Here is a 20,930-nt window from a genome sequence, read left to right as displayed (position 1 = left end):
TTCATGGCAAAAGTAATAGAAGAGGAAAAGAAAGATTCATACAGTCGATTACAAAGATTCATTTTCATCATCCTCATTCCTCTCTTGTTTGCAATCACCTTCGCATTGGTCATTATGACGTTTGCAGGGATAAATATTTTTGAAAAGGCACAAACAATAAGTTCCGACATTCCTTTCCTAGCCAAGGTCATCCCTTCAAATGATGTTGAGGACCGAAAACAACTACAAGAGAAGATCATCACTTTAAATGCATCCATTGAAGATCAAAAAGCTAAAATGGCTCAGCTTCAAAGCGAATTGGATCAAAAAGATAACAGTAATGAACAATTCCAGGCGACCATTCAGCAGCAAAAAGAAGAGCTTGAAGAATTACGTCAGATTGGTGAAGAAAACAAGCGTGCATTTAAAGAAGTAGTAAGCACATTTGAAACCATGTCAGCAAAGAGCGCAGCACCCGTACTCATGGAGATGGAAGATGAAAAGGCGATGAAGATTCTTTCTAGCATTAAACCCGATACTCTTGCAGATATACTTGAGAAAATGCCTCCGGAAGATGCTGCAAGATACACGGGTCTTCTTTCAACCGATGAATGAATTTGCATGAAAAGGAGGTGATACGATGGAAATAGGAATAGGTGTTCAGAGAATGAATTGTATAAATTCGACGAGTCAGAAGTCGACATCCCCCAATACGGGTATTGAAGGATTCTCAAGACATCTTCTTGGGTTTGTCTCCAATCAGGATGCTGTAAAGAAACCATCAACGAACCAAGATTCAGAGACCTTTCTCGTCCATCTGGAAGCTCTTCTTGGAAGTGTTGATCTTGAAGCTATCGGTCTTACGTCACAGCAGATAGAGGATCTGTCAAAAGTAAAAGAGCTTGACATAAGTCAGATCGCTGAATTAATAGGTTTGAATTTAGATGAAATCAAAACACTTTATTCTGAACTGCAAACAGCGCTATTGGGAACGAGGACAGCAGAAACTCTGACTGATGGAGAAGACGATTATGAAATCCTGCTTGCAACACTGCAGCTTCTGCAATCTCCCATTACCAATGATATAAAAAGCTTGATGAGCAAAAATAAGCCCCTAGAACAGGGAGAAGGCAAAGGACGTATAGAGGATGTCATCAGACTGGCTAAGGTGATTGAAATATTTACTCAAAGTCGTGATATGCACATTACCGAAGCATCAAAGGCAATGGAACTTAAAGAACTGTCGAAGAACCTGCAAAAAGGCATTCAAGGTACATTAACAGGAATGTTTAATCAATCAAAGGATTGGTCACTTCTCCTTAAAGAGGCATATAGACGCCAAGGTGCTGACGGGAAAACTCAATCTGCTGAAACAGAGGCGACAACCATAGAAAAGAAAAGCATCCAGTCAGTTCAGGGGAATCAAATTCATTTTGCCATCCCTAAAACCGAAACACTTTCACTGAGCCTGACAACGAATAATCGGTCCGTTCAGTACGAACAATTTGCAAAAGAATTCCAGAATATTCTTGGCAAATCTAATATGATGTCTCAACCAAACATGACTAAATTATTGATTAAACTTTATCCGGAGCAATTAGGATCATTAAGAATTGAGATTCTTCAGCACAACGGAGTAATGACAGCCAAAATACTGGCCTCTACTTCAACGGCAAAAGAGATGCTGGATTCTCAAATCCAAGGCTTGAAGCACGCGTTTTCTTCTCAAAATCTGCACGTGGAGAAAATAGAGATATCGCAGACACTCACAGACGCGGAGCGACAGAATAAAGGGCAATCGCAACAACAGGCTTCTCAAGATCAGAAACAGCGACAATCAGACCAGCCTGGCATGCCCCAGGAAGAAGGAGATCAATCCTTTAAGGATTATCTCGTAAATACAGAAATATAGGTGATGACATGACGAAAATCGATCCGGGTTTACTGTTTTCCACCCTTCAAACAAAGCAACGTGAAGGAGGAAAGGACATATTAGGGAAAGATGATTTCCTGAAAATCCTGATGACTCAATTGCAGAATCAAGATCCATTAAATCCGATGCAGGATAAGGACTTTATCGCTCAGATGGCTACATTTTCTTCATTAGAGCAAATGACCAATCTGACTCAAACAATGAAGAAGTTTGTAGACAATCAAAGTCAAACACAATTGATCGCTTACAATCAATTTGTAGGGAAACAAGTTACATGGCACAAAATCATCGAATCGGAATCGACGGAAAACCCAGAAATTCAGGAAGGACAAGGTCTTGTAAAAGGTGTCCGATTTAAAGGGGATTCTGTTGAATTCATTATGGAAGACGGAACAATATTGACTCCGGGAAATATTTCTCAAGTGAATACAGAGGGTAGCGGAGATTCTTCTCTAGTAACTGCTTCCTTGTTAATAGGTAAAAAAGTGACATGGAACGGAGAAGAGGGAGAGCTTGGCGGAGTAGTTCAGTCTGTCTCAAAGAAAGATTCAAAAATCTGGATCCATACAGTTGATGGAGAGAAAATCTCCAGTGATGCATTGATCAAAATTGAATCATAGGAAGTGGTTTTTTGGAAAAGGCGTTATTTCATCGCTCACCTCAACCTATCGCGTCTCATTACCATAAGAATGCAGTTAATCAATCTGCCAGGCCGTCTACATCGTTTTCAGCTCAGTTGGATAAAGCGATTCAAGATGTACGTCCCATGCAGATCAGTAAGCATGCAAAGGTGAGGATGGAACAAAGAGGAATCTCCATTTCTAATGAGACTTGGGCTAAAATCGGTGAGAGAGTGAATGAGGCAAAAGGGAAAGGCGTAAAGGATTCTCTCGTAATATTGAAGGACGCCGCATTGATCGTAAGTGCGAAGAATCAAACAGTGATCACGGCACTCGACAGAGAAGAAGCCTATTCTCAAATATTCACAAATATTAACGGAACGATAATAATTGATTCATAGGCCGGACCTGAAAAAGGGAGCCTAACGCTGTGGAATGATTGAAGCAGCTCATACGAAAGGGGAAAACATTCATGCTACGTTCAATGTATTCAGGTATTAGTGGAATGAAAAATTTTCAAACAAAACTCGACGTCATCGGTAATAATATCGCCAATGTAAATACGTACGGTTATAAAAAAGGTCGTGTAGTATTTAAAGACATGATTAATCAAAATATTTCAGGTGCCAGTGCTTCAGGTGATACAAGAGGAGGAGTTAATCCCAGACAAGTGGGATTAGGTTCACAAATATCTACAATCGACACCATTCATACAACCGGTAGTTTGCAGTCAACTGGAAGGGTACTGGATTTAGCTGTTTCTGGATCCGGATTCTTTCAAGCAACTGATAAAGCTGGTTTGGAAACCTTCTATACCAGAGCGGGGAATTTTTATATGGATAATAAAGGGGATTTAGTTACAGGCGATGGACTTTACCTTAAACCAAAAATAAATATTCCATCAGATGCTAAAAGTATGAGTATTGGACAAGACGGCACGGTGAATTTTATTGATAAAGATGGTGTACTAAAAACCGCTGGGCAATTATCATTAGCGAAATTTCCAAATGATGGTGGTTTAGAAAAGACAGGAAGTAATTACTTTAGAGAAACAACAAATTCCGGGACTCCAACCATTGATTTTCCTGGTAGTGCAGGAATAGGAACCATTGAATCCGGATTCTTAGAAATGTCCAACGTAGACCTTTCCGAAGAATTTACGGAAATGATTACTGCCCAACGCGGATTCCAGGCAAATACGCGTATCATCACGACGTCAGATGAAATCCTGCAAGAGCTTGTAAACTTGAAACGATAATTCGTAACAAAGGGAGGAAGGGACTGACTGCTCGGTAAGCAGTTGCTACGCTCAGTCAGTCCAAAAAACTAATGATTACTTTAACCAGACTAAATGGTAAATCGTTTACGTTAAATGCCCTATACATAGAAACAATCGAAGCGTTTCCTGATACGACCATCTTGTTAACGAACGGTAGACGGTATGTTGTGAAAGAAACAGTGGATGAGGTGGATGTCCTGTCACTTTCTTTCTATCAAAAAGTAACTCTACTGAATTTACAACAGGAGGGAGGGAGTAAAAGTTGAAGAGCAAAGCCCTGACCATCATGATAATTTCATTGGTGACCATAACCCTCGTCGGTGTCGTTGCATTGGTTGTTATTCTCAAGTTTTCCGGGGAAGAAAAAGCAAAAGGACCTTCCATTGAAGAAGTGATAGAAAACTCGGTGGATATACCTGAAACGACAACGAATTTAATGAGCAACGACTTTATCCGGATTTCATTTAAAATCCAAACGGATAGCAAGAAAGCAAAGAAAGAATTAGAAAAGAGAGACTTTCAGGTAAATAATATTATCATAGAAGAGCTTTCAGAATTGAAAGCGGAAGAACTGCAAGGGAAAAAAGGTAAGGAATTGGTCGAAGCCAAGGTGAGAGACAAAGTGAACTCCCTTATGCAGGAAGGCGCAGTAGAAAAAGTGTATATCACCTCTATGATGATTCAATGAGACACCAGCGAGTGGAAGGTTTGGAGGTGGAGAGATGGCAAGTGAAATATTGTCTCAAAGCGAAATCGACGCATTGTTATCTGCCCTGAATACAGGGGAGATGAGTGCGGATGATTTCAAAAAAGAAGAAGAAGAGAAAAAAGTAAAGGTATATGATTTTAAAAGGGCTCTGCGGTTCTCTAAAGATCAAATCAGAAGTTTGACCAGGATTCATGAGAACTTTGCAAGAATTTTAACGACATATTTTTCAGCCCAATTAAGAACGTACGTTCAGATAAACGTGGCTTCTGCCGATCAGATTCCTTATGAAGAATTCATACGTTCCGTTCCGAAAATGACTATATTGAATGTGTATGAATTGCCTCCCCTTGACGGAAGGATCCTCATGGAAATCAATCCGAATATTGCTTATTCCATGATGGATCGTGTCATGGGAGGCAGGGGTATAAGCGTCAATAAGGTGGATAGCTTGACAGAAATCGAAACAAGGATCATGAGTCAATTATTTGAAAAGGCGTTTGAGAATCTTAGGGAAGCTTGGAGTACGGTAGTGGACGTTGATCCGTTGTTTGCTGAGTTTGAAGTGAACCCTCAGTTTCTCCAAATGGTCTCTCCCAATGAGACCGTAGTGGTGATTTCGTTGAACACAACAATCGGAGAAACCAGTGGAATGATTAATATTTGTATTCCCCACGTTGTATTAGAACCGATTCTTCCGAAGCTGTCCGGCAGTTATTGGATGGAATCCAAACGGAAAGAAAGCAACCCCGAAGAGACCGCTCAACTTGAAAGAAGAATTAAAAAGGCGCAAGTACCGATTATAGCTGAATTAGGACAGTCGGATATTACCATTGAAGAATTTTTAATGCTTTCAATAGGTGATGTTATAGAAATGAATACACGAATTGATGATCCATTAACCATCAGAGTAGGGGAGATTCCTAAGTTTACGGCTCAGCCAGGTAAATCAAACAAAAAAATGGCGGTCCAAATTTTACATCCGTTGAAGGGGGGAGACGACGATGATGAGTGATGACATGTTATCGCAAGATGAAATAGATGCATTGCTTCGGGGTTCAGCTGAGCCTGAAGTGCACACAGAAGATAATAAAGAGATTAATATGAGTGATTACATCAGCTCGATGGAAGAAGATGCTTTGGGTGAGATTGGGAACATTTCATTTGGGAGTTCTGCAACGGCTCTATCCACGTTATTAAACCAAAAGGTGGAAATAACGACCCCTATGGTAAGCATAATCAATAAGAACTACTTAGAAGAGGAGTTTCCTCACCCGTATGTAGCCATCCAGGTTCAATATACGGAAGGGTTCTCAGGTGTGAATTTGTTGGTGATCGAACAATCGGATGCGTCTATCATCGCTGATTTAATGCTCGGTGGTGACGGAAGAAACCCTTCAGGCGATCTTGGTGAAATTCAGCTCAGTGCAGTCCAGGAGGCCATGAATCAAATGATGGGTTCTGCTGCTACATCCATGTCCACGGTGTTCAGCAAGAAGGTGGATATTTCACCGCCGTCTATTGATCTTATGTATATTCCACAAGGCGAAGGTGAGGAGAATCTTCCGGATCAGGATCTTCTTGTAAAGGTATCCTTTTCTTTAAAGATTGGAGATTTGATCGATTCTAACATCATGCAGCTTCTGCCGTTAAGTTTTGCAAGAAGCCTTGTTGATGAATTGATGAACGGCGGTGCTGAAGAAGTGGCAGTTGCGGATTCACCAGTGGACCCACCTGAACCTGAACCTGAACCTGAACCTGAACCTGAACCTTTAAACCATCATGCCCACGAAATTCCAGAGAGAATACAGTCGAGTCCTCAGCATTTGGGTGGCCAAGGATCGTACACTGAGCCGGTAAATGTGCAACCAGCTACATTTAGTAACTTTGAGCCGGCAGTCTTAGGGCAGCAGGAAACTAAAAATTTAAATATGTTATTGGATATCCCCCTTCAGGTAACAGTAGAGCTTGGAAGAACAAACCGTTCTGTGAGGGATATCCTGGAATTATCATCAGGATCGATCATCGAGCTTGACAAGTTAGCGGGCGAACCGGTGGATATACTGGTGAACAGCCAGCTGATGGCCAAGGGAGAAGTCGTTGTCATTGATGAAAACTTTGGTGTCCGGATTACAGACATTGTTAGTCAAAGTGATCGAATAAAAAAATTAAAGTAATAGAAATGATTCTTAATTAGATGATGGAGGATGAAGATAATGGCAAATAAAATTCTTATCGTGGATGATGCAGCCTTTATGAGAATGATGATCAAGGATATCTTATCAAAAAATGGGTTTGAGGTAGTAGGAGAAGCAGCTGATGGAAGTCAGGCTGTCGATAAATATAAAGAATTAAAACCGGACCTTGTTACGATGGATATTACAATGCCTGAAAAAGATGGAATCGCAGCTCTGAAAGAAATCAAAGCGATTGATGCCGGTGCCAAAATCATCATGTGTTCTGCCATGGGACAACAGGCCATGGTCATTGATGCCATCCAGGCGGGTGCGAAGGACTTTATCGTAAAGCCTTTCCAGGCGGATCGCGTCATTGAAGCGATTCAAAAAGCGTTAAGCTAACATCAGTAAGAAGGTGCATGTATTGAAAAAGTTTCAAATTCTAGTAAGTATTCTGCTTTTCTTCCTAACAGTTGGATCCGTACAACAATCAGCACATGCAGAAGTGAGTAATGTGAAAGACTGCATTGAGCAACCGGATTCATGCAGTGGGCAAAAAACGAATGGAGGGGATGGTTCAGAAGCAGGAATTGCTACTTCCGTTACGTTTGTAGATTACCTAAAGATGATCATTGCCCTAGTCTTTGTGGTGGCACTCATTTATTTATTATTGAAGTTCATCAATCAAAAGGGAAGATCGTTTCAACAGACAAAGTTAATTAATCATTTAGGCGGAGCCCCTCTTGGAGGGAATCGCTCCGTCCAGATTGTGAAGGTAGGCAAACAGGTACTGGTACTCGGTGTAGGTGAAGACATACAGCTTTTGAAAGAGGTAAAGGATGAGGGGGAAAAAGAAGAGATTCTTTCTTACTATAAAGAACCCCAATTTCCTAATGCTAAAACAACGGTATCGAGCTTGATGACGAAGTTCAAGGGGACTGCTCCTAAATCTCCTGACAGCTCATTTCAATCACAGTTGAAATCTCAGCTGGAGGAAATGAACAAGGGAAGAAAAAAGATGCTTGAAGAGTTAAAGAATAAGGGGAATCATTCAGATGAATGAATTCATGGAGTTTTTTAACAGCAGTTCGGCAGATAATGTTTCCACAAGTGTAAAGCTATTATTGCTATTCACCGTCTTATCGCTCGCACCAAGTATTCTGATATTAATGACCTCTTTTACCCGGATCATGATTGTATTGTCATTCGTACGGACATCTCTTGCCACACAGCAGATGCCGCCAAATCAAGTGTTAATCGGACTTTCTTTATTTCTTACATTCTTTATTATGGCTCCTACTTTTCAAGAGGTGAATGCTGAAGCCTTGACTCCTCTGTTTAATGAGGAAATTAATCTGGAAGAAGCTTACGACAAGGCTTCAATACCATTTAAAGAGTTTATGAGTAAGCAGACCAGACAAAAGGATCTGGAGTTATTTCTGGAATATTCCGGGGCTGAACGCCCTGAGTCTGTGAAAGATATTCCCCTTACATCCTTAGTGCCCGCTTTTGCATTAAGTGAAATCAAGACGGCGTTTCAAATTGGTTTCATGATTTTCATTCCGTTTCTGGTCATCGACATGGTCGTAGCAAGTGTCCTGATGTCCATGGGGATGATGATGCTACCGCCAGTCATGATTTCCCTGCCGTTCAAAATATTACTGTTTGTTTTAGTGGACGGTTGGTATTTAGTAATAAAATCTCTTTTACAAAGCTTTTAAGTAGGTGAGTTTCAATGAATGCTGAATCCGTAATTGCCATAGCAGAGAGGGGGATTTACGTAACCCTCATTGTGTCAGGACCATTGCTGCTGCTGGCCCTTGTTGTCGGGTTGATCGTCAGTATCTTCCAGGCTACGACACAGATACAAGAACAAACACTAGCATTCATCCCGAAAATAGTGGCCGTCATGATCGGTATTGTTTTCTTTGGACCGTGGATGTTGACTAAGCTTGTGACATATACATCTCAGATTTTTTCGGATTTAACAAGGTTCGTAGGGTAAGAGAATGGCAGAACTCGTACCCGTTTTATCGGTATATCTGCTGGTGTTTGTCAGGGTTTCGGCATTTTTTGTCACGCTGCCGTTGTTTTCATACCGGAATATACCTGCACAGCACCGGATTGCCTTTTCAGTTGTGCTCTCCTGGGTGATGTATTACACGATTGATTCAAAGGCTTTTGAGATCAATGGGCAATACTTCTTATTGATCATGAAAGAAGCCATGGTCGGACTGTTGATCGGTTTTGTTGCATATATGATTGTGTCTGCCATTCAGATTGCAGGGGGATTCATTGATTTTCAAATGGGATTTGCCATTGCAAACGTGATCGATCCTCAAACAGGTGCCCAAAGCCCTTTGACAGGACAATATTTGTACACTTTCGCCCTGTTGTTATTGCTTGCCCTTAATGGTCATCATCTATTACTTGATGGGATTTTCTACAGCTATCAATTAATTCCCATCGATCGGCCGTGGATTCCGTTTGGTAATGAGAACTTAGCTGATTACGTCATTTCTGCCTTTAATTCCATGTTTATCATAGCCTTCCAAATGTCCATTCCAGTAGTCGCTACATTATTCCTGGTAGACGTGGCACTGGGGATCGTAGCACGAACCGTCCCCCAGTTAAATGTATTCGTCGTGGGTTTTCCCATTAAAATTGCCGTAGCGTTTATCGTATTGTTCATTGTCATGGGGGTCACGTTTGCCGTCGTGCAGCAGTTGTTTGAAATGGTGTTTGTAACCATGAGAGATTTAATGAAAATTATTGGAGGCACGTAAATTGCAGTGGCTATCATTAGACCTACAGTATTTCAGTGGGGAAAAGACAGAGAAAGCGACTCCGAAAAAAAGGGAAGACGCCAGGAAAAAAGGGCAAACAGCGAAAAGCCAGGATGTCAATACGGCCATCATCCTCCTTGCCGTATTTTTATTTCTGACTTTTAGTGCTTCCTATATTGGGGATATCGTGTTTGACCTGTTTCATCAGACATTTCAGGAATACATGCTCATGGAGCTTACGGAAAATACCGTTCACGTCATCACAATGGACTTGATGAAGGAGATTGCCTTACTTCTTGGACCAATCATGCTCGTTGCGCTCCTTGCCGGTTTGGTCGCTAATTATATACAAGTGGGCGTTATGTTCACGACAGAACCTATACAGCCTAAATTGGAGAAGATCGATCCCATAAAAGGATTTAAACGAATCTTTTCATTGCGGGCCATTGTAGAATTAATGAAATCAATTTTAAAAATTTCATTTGTAGGAGCGATTACGTTTGTCATCCTTTGGATGAACATCGACCGGGTACTGAGTCTATCCTTTAAATCCGTTGGTGTTTCCTTGACGACGATGGCAAGTTTAACGGTCCAAATGGGCATTGCAGCTTCTTTGGCTCTATTATTTTTATCACTTTTTGATTTTCTGTATCAGAAGTATGACTTTGAGAAGAACATTCGGATGTCGAAACAGGATTTGAAGGATGAACACAAAAACATCGAAGGCGATCCTCTCATAAAGTCAAAAATTAAACAAAGACAACGGGAGATGGCCATGAGTCGAATGATGCAGGAAGTTCCTGAAGCGGATGTGGTCATCACCAATCCCACTCATTTTGCCATTGCCCTTAAATATGATGAGAATAAAATGGATGCCCCATTTGTCGTGGCAAAAGGCGTCGACTACCTTGCCCAAAAAATAAAATACATCGCAGGTGAAAATGATGTCGTGATGGTAGAGAACAGGCCATTAGCTCGTTCGCTCTATGATTCAGCCGAAATAGGGGATGCCGTTCCCGAAGAATTTTTCAAGGCAGTAGCAGAAATTTTAGCTTATGTTTACCGAATAAAAAATCAGATGTAAGCAGTTAGGAGAGAAACAATGTCAGCAAGAGATTTATCCGTATTAGCCAGTGTCATATTAATCGTTGCCATGCTTATCATTCCATTCCCATCCTGGTTATTAAGCTTATTGATTATTATTAATATTTCACTTGCCTTACTTGTCCTCCTAATCTCTATGAATATGAATGAACCGTTACAGTTCTCTATTTTTCCATCCCTATTATTACTATTGACGCTTTTCAGATTGGGTCTAAATGTTTCCACAACGAGATCAATCCTTAGTAAGGGTGAAGCAGGGGACGTTGTGGAAACCTTTGGAACATTCGTGGTTGGTGGAAATATACTAGTCGGACTTGTTGTATTCATCATATTGATTGTTATTCAATTCATCGTCATTACGAAAGGATCTGAACGTGTATCGGAGGTTGCAGCACGATTTACACTCGACGCCATGCCGGGTAAACAGATGAGCATTGATGCCGACTTAAATGCGGGAATGATCTCTGAGCATGATGCAAGGAACCGACGTGAGAAAGTTGGGAAAGAAGCCGACTTCTATGGTGCAATGGACGGTGCTTCAAAATTTGTTAAAGGTGATGCCATTGCCGGGATCGTCATTGTCATGATCAATCTAATATTTGGGATCATCATCGGTATGACCCAGCAGGGGCTTCCGATTGCAGAGGCAGCAACCCGTTATTCACTCCTGACCGTGGGAGATGGGATCGTCAGTCAGATTCCGGCACTGTTAATCTCGACAGCCACAGGAATTGTGGTGACGAGGGCCGCCTCCGACGGGAATCTTGGTCAGGATATTATGAACCAGCTGCTTGCGTATCCCGTCATGCTCTATGTATCTGCGTTCACCATTTTCATGCTGGGTGTGGCTACTCCCATAAATGATATCTTAACAATCCCGGTTGCAGCCCTGTTAGGGGTCGGGGGCTACCTGCTGTCGAGGTCACCTAAAGAAAATGAAACAGACCTGATGGAAATGGAAGAAGAAGTGGAGCAGGATGAGATGAAGAGTCCTGAAAGCGTAGTGAATCTTCTCAATGTCGATCCAATCGAATTTGAGTTCGGATACGGATTGATTCCGTTAGCTGATACAAACCAAGGAGGGGACCTCCTCGACAGGATCGTCATGATCAGGCGACAATTGGCCATAGAACTTGGCCTTGTCATCCCTGTTGTAAGGATCCGGGATAACATTCAGCTTCAGCCAAATGAATACCGGTTGAAAATTAAAGGGAATGAAATGGCCCGTGGCGAATTGCTCTTAGATCATTACTTGGCCATGAGTCCAGGGGTGGAAGACGACTCCATTGAAGGGATCGATACCATCGAGCCTTCATTCGGACTTCCGGCTAAATGGATTTCAGAAGAAAGGAAGGAGCAGGCAGAGATCTTTGGCTATACAGTAGTGGATCCTCCATCTGTAGTCTCGACTCATATTACGGAAATAATCAAGAACAACGCCCACGAATTGCTCGGAAGACAGGAAACGAAGCAACTTATTGATCATCTGCAGGAATCGTACCCTATCCTTGTTGAGGAAGTGACACCGAATCCATTGACAGTCGGGGAAGTGCAAAAGGTCCTTTCCAAACTATTAAAAGAGAATGTATCTATTCGCAATCTGCCCATCATATTTGAAACTCTTGCAGATTATGGAAAGATGAGTTCGGATACAGACTTATTAGCAGAGTATGTAAGGCAGTCACTTGCAAGACAGATTACCAATCAATATGTTCAGGGTGATACTTCGTTAAAGGTGGTCACCATGAGCGGCAAGGTGGAGAAAATGATTGCGGATGCCATTCAACAAACGGAACATGGCAATTATTTATCCATGGATCCAAATGACTCGCAAGGCATATTGGAAGCTGTTGCAAATCAAGTCGAGCAGCTGTCCCTTATGGAGGAGTCTCCCGTCATTCTTTGTTCACCAGCAGTGAGAATGTACGTTAGACAGCTGACGGAAAGATATTTCCCTCAGGTTCCGATCATTTCGTATAACGAATTAGAGGCAAATGTAGAAGTACAAAGTTTAGGGGTGGTGAATATAGGATGAAGGTAAAGAAATATTCTGCTCCGACGATGGGCGAAGCCATGAAGAAGGTCAGGTCTGAACTGGGAGAAAATGCAGTCATATTAAATTCTAAAGTCACCTACATTGGCGGATTTATGGGGCTGTTTAAGAAAAAAATTATTGAAGTCATCGCTGCCATAGATCCGGATGTTGAACATGAAAAGATGGAATTGGGCAGAGTGAAAACGAAGCCGGCTTCAAAATCAATCATTCAGCCGGCTGTTGAGAAAAAGGAAGTCAATGAATCTAATCGAGTAGTAGAAGCTGAATTAAAGGAATTGAAACAAATGATTACCACCCTGAAATCTAAAAATCAGTTTGAAAAATTCACTGAAGATGTGCAGGAAATCCTTTTTCACCTAATGAACCATGATGTGAGTGATTCAGCTTTGTTTCAATTGGGAGACCAGCTGGAAAAGAAGATCCGAAGTGGGACGCTGCCGGTTGAGGGGCGGGATGAGTGGGCTATCAGAGAAGTGAAACATTTTCTTCATCATCATTTAAAAGGAATCGAATTGGGAGGTATAAGCTATAAACGGAAATATATTAATGTCATAGGTCCTACCGGGGTCGGAAAGACAACGACCCTTGCCAAGATGGCAGCAGAAGCAGTGATTGAAAGAAGGATGAAAATCGCATTCATCACCACTGATACATACCGTATAGCGGCGATTGAACAATTAAAAACATATGCGGGTCTTCTGAATGTGCCAGTTGAAGTCGTTTATAAAATAGAGGACTTTAAGAAAGCCATCGATAAATTCGTGGACTACGATCATGTTTTCATTGATACAGCAGGGCGTAACTTCAGGGAAAAGAAATATGTAGATGATTTGCAAAAAATCATCGATTTTGATCATCAGATGGAAACCTACCTGGTTCTTTCATTAACAAGTAAAGAAAAAGACATGAGGGAGATCATTTCCCAATTTTCATCCATTCATATCGATCGGTTTATTTTCACGAAATTGGATGAGACGTCCAGCTACGGATCCATGATCAATATGATGTCTGAAGCGGGTATTGGTGCAGCTTATGTAACAAATGGCCAGGATGTTCCCGAAGACATTACAGAAGTGAATGAGGATGAAGTCGTTCGATTGCTTATGAAAGGATTCTGTCATGAAAGATCAAGCCTATAACTTAAGGAGAAAGATGCTCCTGACTGACTCTGCTCCTGCTAAGACGATCGCCATTGTAAGTGGGAAGGGAGGAGTTGGTAAATCGAATATATCGACGAACCTCTCCATTCTTCTCGGTAAAGAAAATAAAAAGGTGCTCCTGTTTGATCTGGATATAGGGATGGGGAATATTCATATTTTACTAGGGAGTCATCATTCTTACTCCATCATGGACTATATTGAGGAAAAAGTACTAGAAATCGACACGATTATATGTGAGAATGTTCATGGTATTTCTTACATAAGCGGTGGAAACGGCCTGAAAGATATAGTGGGCTGGCAGGATAAGCAAGTACAACGCTTCTTCGAGGTGATGGATTATGCCATTCATCATTATGATTATATTCTTTTTGATATGGGTGCAGGTGCTACAAGGGAAACACTGGAGTTTCTCCTTGCCATGGATGAAATCATCATTGTTACGACTCCTGAACCTACATCCGTAACAGATGCCTATTCAATGATGAAATATATTTATTTAAGAGACGGGGAAAAACCGTTTTATCTAATATGCAATCGGGCGGAACACAAAAAAGAAGGCCTTGAAACGATTAATAGATTACAAGAAACCGTGAGGAAGTTTCTGCATAAGGAAATCGTTTCTCTTGGAGTCCTTCCAGAGGATTCGGCAGTAAGGAAGGCCGTCATCACTCAAACGCCCATTGTCGTTGGTCACCCATCTTCAGACATGACGCTGAGCCTGCGAGCCATGGTACACCACCTGACGGGAGCGGAATATGAGAGTACTAAAGGAACAGGCTTTGTAAAGACTATTCGAAAATTATTTTTTGGGAGGTAAAAGTCCTGAATGAAAAAGGTTTTAGTTGTAGATGATTCAGCATTTATGAGGAAGCTGATTACTGATTTTCTTACAGCCTCAGGTGAACTTCAAGTGATTGGCTTTGCAAGGAATGGAGAAGACGCGATCACGAAGATAAAGAAATTCCATCCCGATGTCGTCACCCTTGATGTGGAGATGCCCAAGATGAATGGGATCGAAGCCTTGAAGTGCATCATGGAGGAATGTCCGGTACCTGTTGTGATGCTTTCTTCTACAACGAAAGAAGGGACGGAGGAAACCGTCAAAGCGATGGAGCTTGGGGCTGTTGATTTCATTGCGAAACCTTCTGGTACCATTTCCTTGGACCTTCACAAGATTCAAGAAGAGCTGGTAGGAAAAGTTGTGTCAGCAAGTAAGGTGAGTGTCACAAAAATAAGGGATATGTACCAAAAGAACCCGGGGTCTGCCCCTGTATCAACCGTGAGTAAAGTGTCAGAAACTTTATCGATTGACCGCCACAGGGCATTGAATATCCCTAAATTAATATTAATCGGGACATCGACTGGGGGACCGCGCGCTCTTCAAAACGTGTTGACAGCATTGCCCCGTCATCTGGAAGCACCCATCGTTGTGGTGCAGCACATGCCCCCGGGATTTACAAAATCCCTCGCTAATCGTTTAGATGGTCAATCTGCCATTCGCGTAAAGGAAGCCGAAGAAGGCGAAGTTCTTCAAAATGGCACAGCCTATATTGCCCCAGGCGGTTTCCACACCAGAATATTCGATGATGGCAAATATTTATCGATTCAGCTTTCAAAGGATGAAGCTCCTAGAAATGGCCATAGACCCTCTGTTGATGTGTTGTTCGAGTCTGCGAGTCTGATACGGAATTACAGCAAAATAGCCGTCATCATGACAGGCATGGGTTCTGATGGTTCCGATGGATTGATCAAGCTTAAAGAGCATGGAGATGTGTTGGCTATTGCAGAATCAGAAGATACGTGTATTGTGTTTGGGATGCCGAAATCGGCAATTGCAACAAAGTTAGTGGACAAGGTGGAACATATCGGGAATATTCCTCGATCAATAATGACGTACATGGTGTAGAGAGGTGTGTAGTATATGGAATTGAGTCAATATTTAGAAGTATTCATAGAAGAGAGCAAAGAAAATCTACAAACCTGTAATGAACAGCTGCTGGAACTAGAGAAAAATCCGCAAAATCTTGCTATCGTCAATGAAATCTTTCGGTCAGCTCATACTTTAAAAGGGATGTCTGCCACGATGGGATTTGAGGATTTAGCTAACCTCACACATAAAATGGAGAATGTCCTTGATGCCATCAGAAATGAAAAAATAAAGGTAACTCCCGAAATACTCGACATAGTGTTTAAGTCCGTTGATGACCTTGAAGCCATGGTGTTTTCCATTGCAGATGGCGGGGATGGCAAACGTGATGTTACTGAAGTAGTAGCCATGCTCCAGGCGATTGAAAAAGGAGAGATGATTCCCCCGGCCTCTCGTGCAGGGAATGAGGTCGCTGTGGCTGCCGCAACGACTGATACAGAATTATTATCCATGCAGTACGAAGCGTTCGAACAGACGGTCATTCAGGAATCCTATGAGCAGGGGTTCCGCTGCTTTGAAATTTCCGTTACCTTGCGTGAGGATTGCCTGCTTAAAGCTGCCCGAGTATATATGGTTTTTGAAGTCCTGGGGAAAATGGGTGAGGTCATTAAATCCCTTCCCACTGTTGATCAGCTGGAAGAAGAGCAGTTCGATCATTCTTTCGTTATAGCTGTTGTATCGAAAGAAGAGGCAGTTGATCTCGAAAAACATGTTCGAAAAGTATCGGAAGTTGAAGAAGTCTCTGTTCTCGAACTGACGGCTGAGCACCTGCAGAAGCAGAATAAACCAGAAGTTTCAATTAATGAGCCTTCACAGGAAGAGCTGGTGGAAAAAGGTCATAGAGAGGATCAAGCAGCTAAACCGCCCGCAAACGTGTCAAAACAATCCAACCCTTCTAGCAAAACGATACGAGTGAACATAGAACGACTCGATGTTCTTATGAATCTCTTTGAGGAGCTTGTCATCGACAGAGGAAGGCTGGAACAAATTTCCCGTGATTTGAATAATCCCGAGTTGAATGAAACGGTGGAAAGGATGACGAGGATTTCGGGAGACCTTCAGAACATCATCCTTAATATGCGTATGGTTCCTGTAGAGACGGTATTTAACCGTTTTCCACGTATGGTCAGGCAGCTTGCAAGAGACTTGAATAAAAAGATTGAATTGGAAATCATAGGTGCCGAAACGGAACTTGATCGGACCGTGATTGATGAAATCGGGGATCCCCTCGTCCATTTAATCCGGAATGCCCTGGACCATGGGATTGAAAATCCTGAAGTCCGTCTCAAAAATGGCAAATCCGAACAAGGAACCGTTAAGTTAAAAGCATATCATAGCGGAAATCATGTGTTTATCGAACTTGAAGACGATGGAGCAGGAATCAACAAAGAGAGGGTCCTCAATAAGGCAATCCAGAAAGGTATTGTTTCAGAAGAAACAGCCAAAACCTTATCAGATAGACAAATTTACGAGCTTATATTGGCATCGGGCTTTTCTACCGCAGAGCAGATATCGGATATTTCCGGCAGAGGTGTCGGATTAGATGTGGTAAAAGCGACGATCGAGTCACTCGGAGGATCGATTACAATCGACTCCACGGCGGGTCATGGGTCATTGTTTTCCATCCAACTGCCGCTTACATTATCCATTATTTCTGTCATGCTTGTTGAAATAGAGAGTGAAAAGTATGCCATCCCTCTTTCTTCTATAATCGAAACCGCCATTGTGAAAAAGGAAGAAATCATGAAAGCACATAATCAGAGGGTGATTGATTTCAGAGGGAAAGTTGTACCTTTGCTATTTCTTGAAGATGTGTTTGAAGTACCGAAACACTCCAAGGATGAAGAGTTATTTTCGGTTGTCATTGTTCGAAAAGGAGAAAAAATGGCCGGGCTGGTCGTGGATTCCTTCATTGGACAGCAGGAAGTTGTATTAAAATCATTAGGGAATTATTTAAATGACGTTTTTGCGATTTCAGGAGCAACCATCCTGGGTGATGGGCAGGTAGCACTGATTATTGATTGTAATGCGTTAATAAAGTAGGGGGTATGGGTAATGAGTGAAGTAGTAGATACAGTGGAAGATTTAAAGCTTATCGTTTTTCAACTGGTTGACAAGGAATATGCCATTCCTGTGAATCAAGTACGATCCATCGAGAAGCTCGAACATATTACCAGAGTTCCAAGGACTGCCTCCTATGTAAAAGGTGTTATTAATTTACGTGGAGTGGTTACACCCATTATTGATCTAAGGAACCGGTTTGAATTATCGTCTTCAGAACCAACCGAGAGTACGCGAGTGATCATAGCAGGATTAGATGATAAAGAAGTTGGATTGATCGTGGACGCTGCCAATGATGTACTCGATGTTTCAAGAGAAGCGATCGAACCTTCACCCGAAGTAGTTGGAGTATTAGAGGCTGAGTACATAGGCGGAGTTGTAAAACAGAACAAGAGACTCCTGATCCTCCTCCATTTAGATAAAATTCTTGAATCCATCTAAAAGGAGGGATACGTTTGGGATACGAAAAAAAAATCACTTCAATGCACTTGGATATTTTGAAAGAAATTGGGAACATAGGTGCAGGTCATGCAGCGACCGCCCTATCAACACTGCTTGACAAAAAGATCGATATGAAAGTACCCAGCGTTAAAATTGTATCATTTGATGAGATGATGGACATGGCAGGCGGACCTGACAACGTGGCAGTAAGTGTGTTTCTAAGAATAGAAGGCGATGCACCGGGAAGTATGTTCTTCTTGCTGCCCCTTGATGGAGCGTCCATGTATATCAGGACCATGATAAACGATCGTACCTTTTCCTTTAGTGCCCCTCCATATTCAGAACTGGGGTTATCTGCCATGCAGGAACTCGGGAATATTCTATCAGGTTCTTATTTGTCTTCTCTGTCTGATTTCACGAATCTTAAGCTATTACCTTCAGTTCCTGCTTTATCAGTCGATATGGCAGGTGCCATCATAGGTTTTGGACTTTTGGAAATCTCCCGGGTAAGTGACTATGCAATCGTCATAGACACTGCCTTGAAAGAGGAGGAAGTGGACGAGTCGGAAAGTGTTAAGGGACATTTTTTCCTGCTGCCCGACCCGGATTCATTTGAAATCATATTTCAGGCATTAGGTGTAAAGCTATGATGATCACAAGCTCCGTAGTCAAGGTAGGAATTGCAGATATGAATATAATCGAGAACGGAAGCTCAATTCGTACCTCGGGTCTTGGGTCATGCGTAGGGGTCGTTTTGTACGATGATCTTATTGGCCTTGCCGGAATGGTTCATGTGATGCTTCCCTATTCCTCATTGGGGAATGACCAAACACTCAATTTGGCCAAATATGCCGATACAGGCATTGAAGAGCTCATACGACAGTTAAAAAACCGGGGAGCCAACTTGAATAGACTTCAGTGCAAGATGGCGGGCGGTGCACAGATGTTTCAATTCCAATCCAAGAGTGATGTGATGAGAATTGGACCGAGGAATGCAGAATCCGTTAGAGAAGCCCTCTTAAAACATAAAGTTCCTATAGTTGCAGAGGATATAGGGGGCAACAAAGGGAGGACCATCGAATTCTTCACCTCCACAAGGATTCTGCAGGTCCGGACAGTTAATGAAGGAACGAAGGAATTATGAAGATATGGATCCCGTTTCAGTTTAAATGAACAAGAAGCCAAACGTTTCCGTGAAGAAAATAGTTAGCAAGGAGGATTCTTATGTCTCAACAACCCACTCGAACAGATGAACAAAAATATTGGGAGAAATGGATAGACAGTCGCGACACCGAAGCGGGGGATATGTTAGTGAAGAAGTACATGCCCCTGGTTTCGTATCATGTTCAGCGAATTTCCGTTGGGCTGCCAAGGAACGTCTCGAGGGAAGATATAAAGAGTCTTGGGTTGATGGGATTATTGGATGCTCTTCAGAAGTTTGACCCTTCAAGGGATTTGAAGTTTGATACATATGCCTCCTTTCGGGTCAGGGGAGCCATTCTAGATGGACTTAGGAAAGAAGACTGGCTACCACGTTCCACGAGGGACCGTGCAAAAAAAATCGAGGCCAAGACCCTGGAATTGGAACAATCGCTTTTACGCCATGTGACTGCCGATGAAGTAGCGGTTTCCCTGGAGATGACACCTGAGGAAGTTTACCAAACCACTAATGAACATTTCTTTGCCAACGTTCTTTCCATGGATGAGCAATTGACAGATGACGATCATGAATCTCAAAACTACTCAATTAAAGATCACAAAACAATTTCACCTGAGGAAGAAGTTTTAAAGGGTGAAAAACTGGCTGAGTTAGAGAAAACGATTGAAACCCTTTCAGAGAAAGAGCAACTTGTGCTAAGTTTATTCTATAAGGAAGAACTTACTCTGACAGAAATAGGGGAAGTCATGAAGTTATCAACATCCAGAATTTCACAGATCCATTCAAAATCCATTTTTAAATTGCGAAAACTGCTGGGCTCGTAATATCAGAGGATAATGGTGCGACATGACGGTTGGACTGTCCCGGGATGGAACATGAGGGGCAGTTCTTTTAATGCCAAGGGAAAACGGGGAACTGCATGTAGTAAAATATAAAAAACAAGGTGATTACATGGTACCGTTTCTACTATTTTTATTCTTTCTTCTCAATATCGTGTGTCTGTTTTCGATTGTCATACTTTACTCCAGACAAAACCGTTATTCCGAAATGGAAAAAAATCAGAAGAAGATCATCGCTGAAATGGAAGATGTCATTTCAACATACCTGATCGAAATGAAAGAAGAAAATGATGAATTCATACGAAGCTTTAAATCTCAAGAGCATAACGACACCGAAGATAAAACTTCACCGCAAAGAAATAATCCGGAACCTAATGGTAAAGCACAGAAGAAATCTAATTGGACTGGAACCGGATATAAACGTGCATCGGAGGCATATCTGCAGACGAAAAGGCCTGAGTCTGAGCCCATCGACGATTTGGATAAGAAACCAGGGAAATCGGAACATGATCCTCTTCTTCATCAAGTTCTCTCTATGAAGGAGATGGGGATGTCTATGGAAGAAATAGCAAAGTCTGTTGGGAAAGGCCAGACAGAAATCGAGTTGTTACTGAAATTTCGTCAAATTATGTAGGAAGTCCTTGATTGGCTGGTGCAGGTATGCTATAGTATTCATGGTGTTATTACACACGTTTCCCGATTG

General features: G+C 42.0%; 25 protein-coding genes. All 25 read left to right on the top strand.

Features of this window, described 5'->3' with window-relative positions; genetic code table 11:
* Positions 1-3 precede the first annotated feature (3 nt).
* The 25 genes from JI667_RS04790 to JI667_RS04670 all read left to right on the top strand — a co-directional run bounded on the left by JI667_RS04790 (position 4) and on the right by JI667_RS04670 (position 20,861).
* The gene (locus JI667_RS04790; RefSeq protein WP_206850939.1) at positions 4-594 is read left to right on the top strand and encodes a MotE family protein; all 591 of its coding nucleotides are present in this window, start codon (positions 4-6) and stop codon (positions 592-594) included.
* A gap of 25 nt (positions 595-619) precedes the next feature.
* Positions 620-1,891, top strand: a complete 1,272-nt coding sequence (locus tag JI667_RS04785; protein WP_206850938.1) for a flagellar hook-length control protein FliK — start codon at positions 620-622, stop codon at positions 1,889-1,891.
* Between the two features lie 8 nt (positions 1,892-1,899).
* Positions 1,900-2,532, top strand: coding sequence for a flagellar hook assembly protein FlgD (gene flgD, locus JI667_RS04780; RefSeq protein WP_206850937.1), 633 nt, complete (start codon positions 1,900-1,902; stop codon positions 2,530-2,532).
* An 11-nt stretch (positions 2,533-2,543) separates the two neighbouring features.
* Positions 2,544-2,933: a TIGR02530 family flagellar biosynthesis protein gene (locus JI667_RS04775; RefSeq protein WP_206850936.1), complete on the top strand. Its 390-nt coding sequence runs from the start codon at positions 2,544-2,546 to the stop codon at positions 2,931-2,933.
* Positions 2,934-3,004: 71 nt separating this feature from the next.
* Positions 3,005-3,790, top strand: coding sequence for a flagellar basal body rod protein FlgG (gene flgG, locus JI667_RS04770; protein WP_206850935.1), 786 nt, complete (start codon positions 3,005-3,007; stop codon positions 3,788-3,790).
* Between the two features lie 71 nt (positions 3,791-3,861).
* On the top strand, positions 3,862-4,077 hold the full coding sequence (locus JI667_RS04765) for a flagellar FlbD family protein (protein WP_206850934.1): 216 nt from the start codon (positions 3,862-3,864) through the stop codon (positions 4,075-4,077).
* 20 nt (positions 4,078-4,097) lie between these two features.
* Positions 4,098-4,499: a flagellar basal body-associated protein FliL gene (fliL, locus tag JI667_RS04760; protein WP_244668215.1), complete on the top strand. Its 402-nt coding sequence runs from the start codon at positions 4,098-4,100 to the stop codon at positions 4,497-4,499.
* Positions 4,500-4,533: 34 nt separating this feature from the next.
* Entirely contained in the window at positions 4,534-5,532 is a 999-nt protein-coding gene (gene fliM, locus JI667_RS04755) for a flagellar motor switch protein FliM (RefSeq protein WP_206850932.1), read from the top strand.
* Positions 5,522-6,694: a flagellar motor switch phosphatase FliY gene (gene fliY / locus JI667_RS04750; RefSeq protein WP_206850931.1), complete on the top strand. Its 1,173-nt coding sequence runs from the start codon at positions 5,522-5,524 to the stop codon at positions 6,692-6,694. The genes fliM and fliY overlap by 11 nt, the downstream gene beginning before the upstream one ends.
* 39 nt (positions 6,695-6,733) lie before the next feature.
* Positions 6,734-7,096 (top strand): response regulator, encoded by a 363-nt coding sequence (locus JI667_RS04745; protein WP_206850930.1) that lies wholly within the window; start codon positions 6,734-6,736, stop codon positions 7,094-7,096.
* A gap of 22 nt (positions 7,097-7,118) precedes the next feature.
* Positions 7,119-7,757, top strand: coding sequence for a flagellar biosynthetic protein FliO (locus tag JI667_RS04740; RefSeq protein WP_206850929.1), 639 nt, complete (start codon positions 7,119-7,121; stop codon positions 7,755-7,757).
* A complete protein-coding gene (gene fliP, locus JI667_RS04735) occupies positions 7,750-8,415 on the top strand; it encodes a flagellar type III secretion system pore protein FliP (RefSeq protein ID WP_206850928.1) in 666 nt (221 codons plus the stop codon). Before JI667_RS04740 ends, fliP begins: the two co-directional genes overlap by 8 nt.
* Before the next feature lie 14 nt (positions 8,416-8,429).
* Entirely contained in the window at positions 8,430-8,699 is a 270-nt protein-coding gene (fliQ, locus tag JI667_RS04730; RefSeq protein WP_098351766.1) for a flagellar biosynthesis protein FliQ, read from the top strand.
* Between the two features lie 4 nt (positions 8,700-8,703).
* Positions 8,704-9,480: a flagellar biosynthetic protein FliR gene (gene fliR / locus JI667_RS04725; RefSeq protein ID WP_206850927.1), complete on the top strand. Its 777-nt coding sequence runs from the start codon at positions 8,704-8,706 to the stop codon at positions 9,478-9,480.
* 1 nt (position 9,481) lies between these two features.
* Positions 9,482-10,564, top strand: a complete 1,083-nt coding sequence (gene flhB, locus JI667_RS04720) for a flagellar biosynthesis protein FlhB (RefSeq protein WP_206850926.1) — start codon at positions 9,482-9,484, stop codon at positions 10,562-10,564.
* 18 nt (positions 10,565-10,582) lie between these two features.
* A complete protein-coding gene (gene flhA, locus JI667_RS04715; protein WP_206850925.1) occupies positions 10,583-12,619 on the top strand; it encodes a flagellar biosynthesis protein FlhA in 2,037 nt (678 codons plus the stop codon).
* Complete coding sequence (flhF, locus tag JI667_RS04710; RefSeq protein ID WP_206850924.1) at positions 12,616-13,779, top strand: flagellar biosynthesis protein FlhF; 1,164 nt, start codon at positions 12,616-12,618, stop codon at positions 13,777-13,779. Before flhA ends, flhF begins: the two co-directional genes overlap by 4 nt.
* The gene (locus JI667_RS04705; protein ID WP_206850923.1) at positions 13,760-14,617 is read left to right on the top strand and encodes a MinD/ParA family protein; all 858 of its coding nucleotides are present in this window, start codon (positions 13,760-13,762) and stop codon (positions 14,615-14,617) included. Before flhF ends, JI667_RS04705 begins: the two co-directional genes overlap by 20 nt.
* Before the next feature lie 9 nt (positions 14,618-14,626).
* Positions 14,627-15,706 carry a protein-glutamate methylesterase/protein-glutamine glutaminase gene (locus tag JI667_RS04700; RefSeq protein ID WP_206850922.1) on the top strand — a complete coding sequence of 360 codons (1,080 nt, stop codon included), beginning with the start codon at positions 14,627-14,629 and terminating at the stop codon, positions 15,704-15,706.
* Between the two features lie 15 nt (positions 15,707-15,721).
* The gene (locus JI667_RS04695) at positions 15,722-17,770 is read left to right on the top strand and encodes a chemotaxis protein CheW (RefSeq protein ID WP_206850921.1); all 2,049 of its coding nucleotides are present in this window, start codon (positions 15,722-15,724) and stop codon (positions 17,768-17,770) included.
* Between the two features lie 12 nt (positions 17,771-17,782).
* Complete coding sequence (locus JI667_RS04690; RefSeq protein WP_206850920.1) at positions 17,783-18,229, top strand: chemotaxis protein CheW; 447 nt, start codon at positions 17,783-17,785, stop codon at positions 18,227-18,229.
* A gap of 14 nt (positions 18,230-18,243) precedes the next feature.
* Positions 18,244-18,879 carry a chemotaxis protein CheC gene (locus tag JI667_RS04685; protein WP_244668199.1) on the top strand — a complete coding sequence of 212 codons (636 nt, stop codon included), beginning with the start codon at positions 18,244-18,246 and terminating at the stop codon, positions 18,877-18,879.
* Entirely contained in the window at positions 18,876-19,373 is a 498-nt protein-coding gene (locus tag JI667_RS04680) for a chemotaxis protein CheD (RefSeq protein WP_206850919.1), read from the top strand. The genes JI667_RS04685 and JI667_RS04680 overlap by 4 nt, the downstream gene beginning before the upstream one ends.
* A gap of 80 nt (positions 19,374-19,453) precedes the next feature.
* Positions 19,454-20,212, top strand: coding sequence for a FliA/WhiG family RNA polymerase sigma factor (locus tag JI667_RS04675; protein WP_206850918.1), 759 nt, complete (start codon positions 19,454-19,456; stop codon positions 20,210-20,212).
* A gap of 70 nt (positions 20,213-20,282) precedes the next feature.
* Entirely contained in the window at positions 20,283-20,861 is a 579-nt protein-coding gene (locus tag JI667_RS04670; protein ID WP_206850917.1) for a hypothetical protein, read from the top strand.
* Positions 20,862-20,930: the final 69 nt, after the last annotated feature.

This window comes from Bacillus sp. NTK074B, from assembly GCF_017303375.1.
GTDB lineage: Bacteria > Bacillota > Bacilli > Bacillales > Bacillaceae_B > Rossellomorea.
This window is presented reverse-complemented; position numbering and strand designations above follow the sequence as displayed.

Coding starts and splice junctions, on each gene's coding strand:
- JI667_RS04790 (WP_206850939.1), top strand. CDS start 4: ATGGCAAAAGTAATAGAAGAGGAAAAGAAAGATTCATACAGTCGATTA.
- JI667_RS04785 (WP_206850938.1), top strand. CDS start 620: ATGGAAATAGGAATAGGTGTTCAGAGAATGAATTGTATAAATTCGACG.
- flgD (WP_206850937.1), top strand. CDS start 1,900: ATGACGAAAATCGATCCGGGTTTACTGTTTTCCACCCTTCAAACAAAG.
- flgG (WP_206850935.1), top strand. CDS start 3,005: ATGCTACGTTCAATGTATTCAGGTATTAGTGGAATGAAAAATTTTCAA.
- JI667_RS04765 (WP_206850934.1), top strand. CDS start 3,862: ATGATTACTTTAACCAGACTAAATGGTAAATCGTTTACGTTAAATGCC.
- fliL (WP_244668215.1), top strand. CDS start 4,098: ATGATAATTTCATTGGTGACCATAACCCTCGTCGGTGTCGTTGCATTG.
- fliM (WP_206850932.1), top strand. CDS start 4,534: ATGGCAAGTGAAATATTGTCTCAAAGCGAAATCGACGCATTGTTATCT.
- fliY (WP_206850931.1), top strand. CDS start 5,522: ATGATGAGTGATGACATGTTATCGCAAGATGAAATAGATGCATTGCTT.
- JI667_RS04745 (WP_206850930.1), top strand. CDS start 6,734: ATGGCAAATAAAATTCTTATCGTGGATGATGCAGCCTTTATGAGAATG.
- fliP (WP_206850928.1), top strand. CDS start 7,750: ATGAATGAATTCATGGAGTTTTTTAACAGCAGTTCGGCAGATAATGTT.
- fliQ (WP_098351766.1), top strand. CDS start 8,430: ATGAATGCTGAATCCGTAATTGCCATAGCAGAGAGGGGGATTTACGTA.
- fliR (WP_206850927.1), top strand. CDS start 8,704: ATGGCAGAACTCGTACCCGTTTTATCGGTATATCTGCTGGTGTTTGTC.
- flhA (WP_206850925.1), top strand. CDS start 10,583: ATGTCAGCAAGAGATTTATCCGTATTAGCCAGTGTCATATTAATCGTT.
- flhF (WP_206850924.1), top strand. CDS start 12,616: ATGAAGGTAAAGAAATATTCTGCTCCGACGATGGGCGAAGCCATGAAG.
- JI667_RS04705 (WP_206850923.1), top strand. CDS start 13,760: ATGAAAGATCAAGCCTATAACTTAAGGAGAAAGATGCTCCTGACTGAC.
- JI667_RS04700 (WP_206850922.1), top strand. CDS start 14,627: ATGAAAAAGGTTTTAGTTGTAGATGATTCAGCATTTATGAGGAAGCTG.
- JI667_RS04695 (WP_206850921.1), top strand. CDS start 15,722: ATGGAATTGAGTCAATATTTAGAAGTATTCATAGAAGAGAGCAAAGAA.
- JI667_RS04690 (WP_206850920.1), top strand. CDS start 17,783: ATGAGTGAAGTAGTAGATACAGTGGAAGATTTAAAGCTTATCGTTTTT.
- JI667_RS04680 (WP_206850919.1), top strand. CDS start 18,876: ATGATGATCACAAGCTCCGTAGTCAAGGTAGGAATTGCAGATATGAAT.
- JI667_RS04675 (WP_206850918.1), top strand. CDS start 19,454: ATGTCTCAACAACCCACTCGAACAGATGAACAAAAATATTGGGAGAAA.
- JI667_RS04670 (WP_206850917.1), top strand. CDS start 20,283: ATGCCAAGGGAAAACGGGGAACTGCATGTAGTAAAATATAAAAAACAA.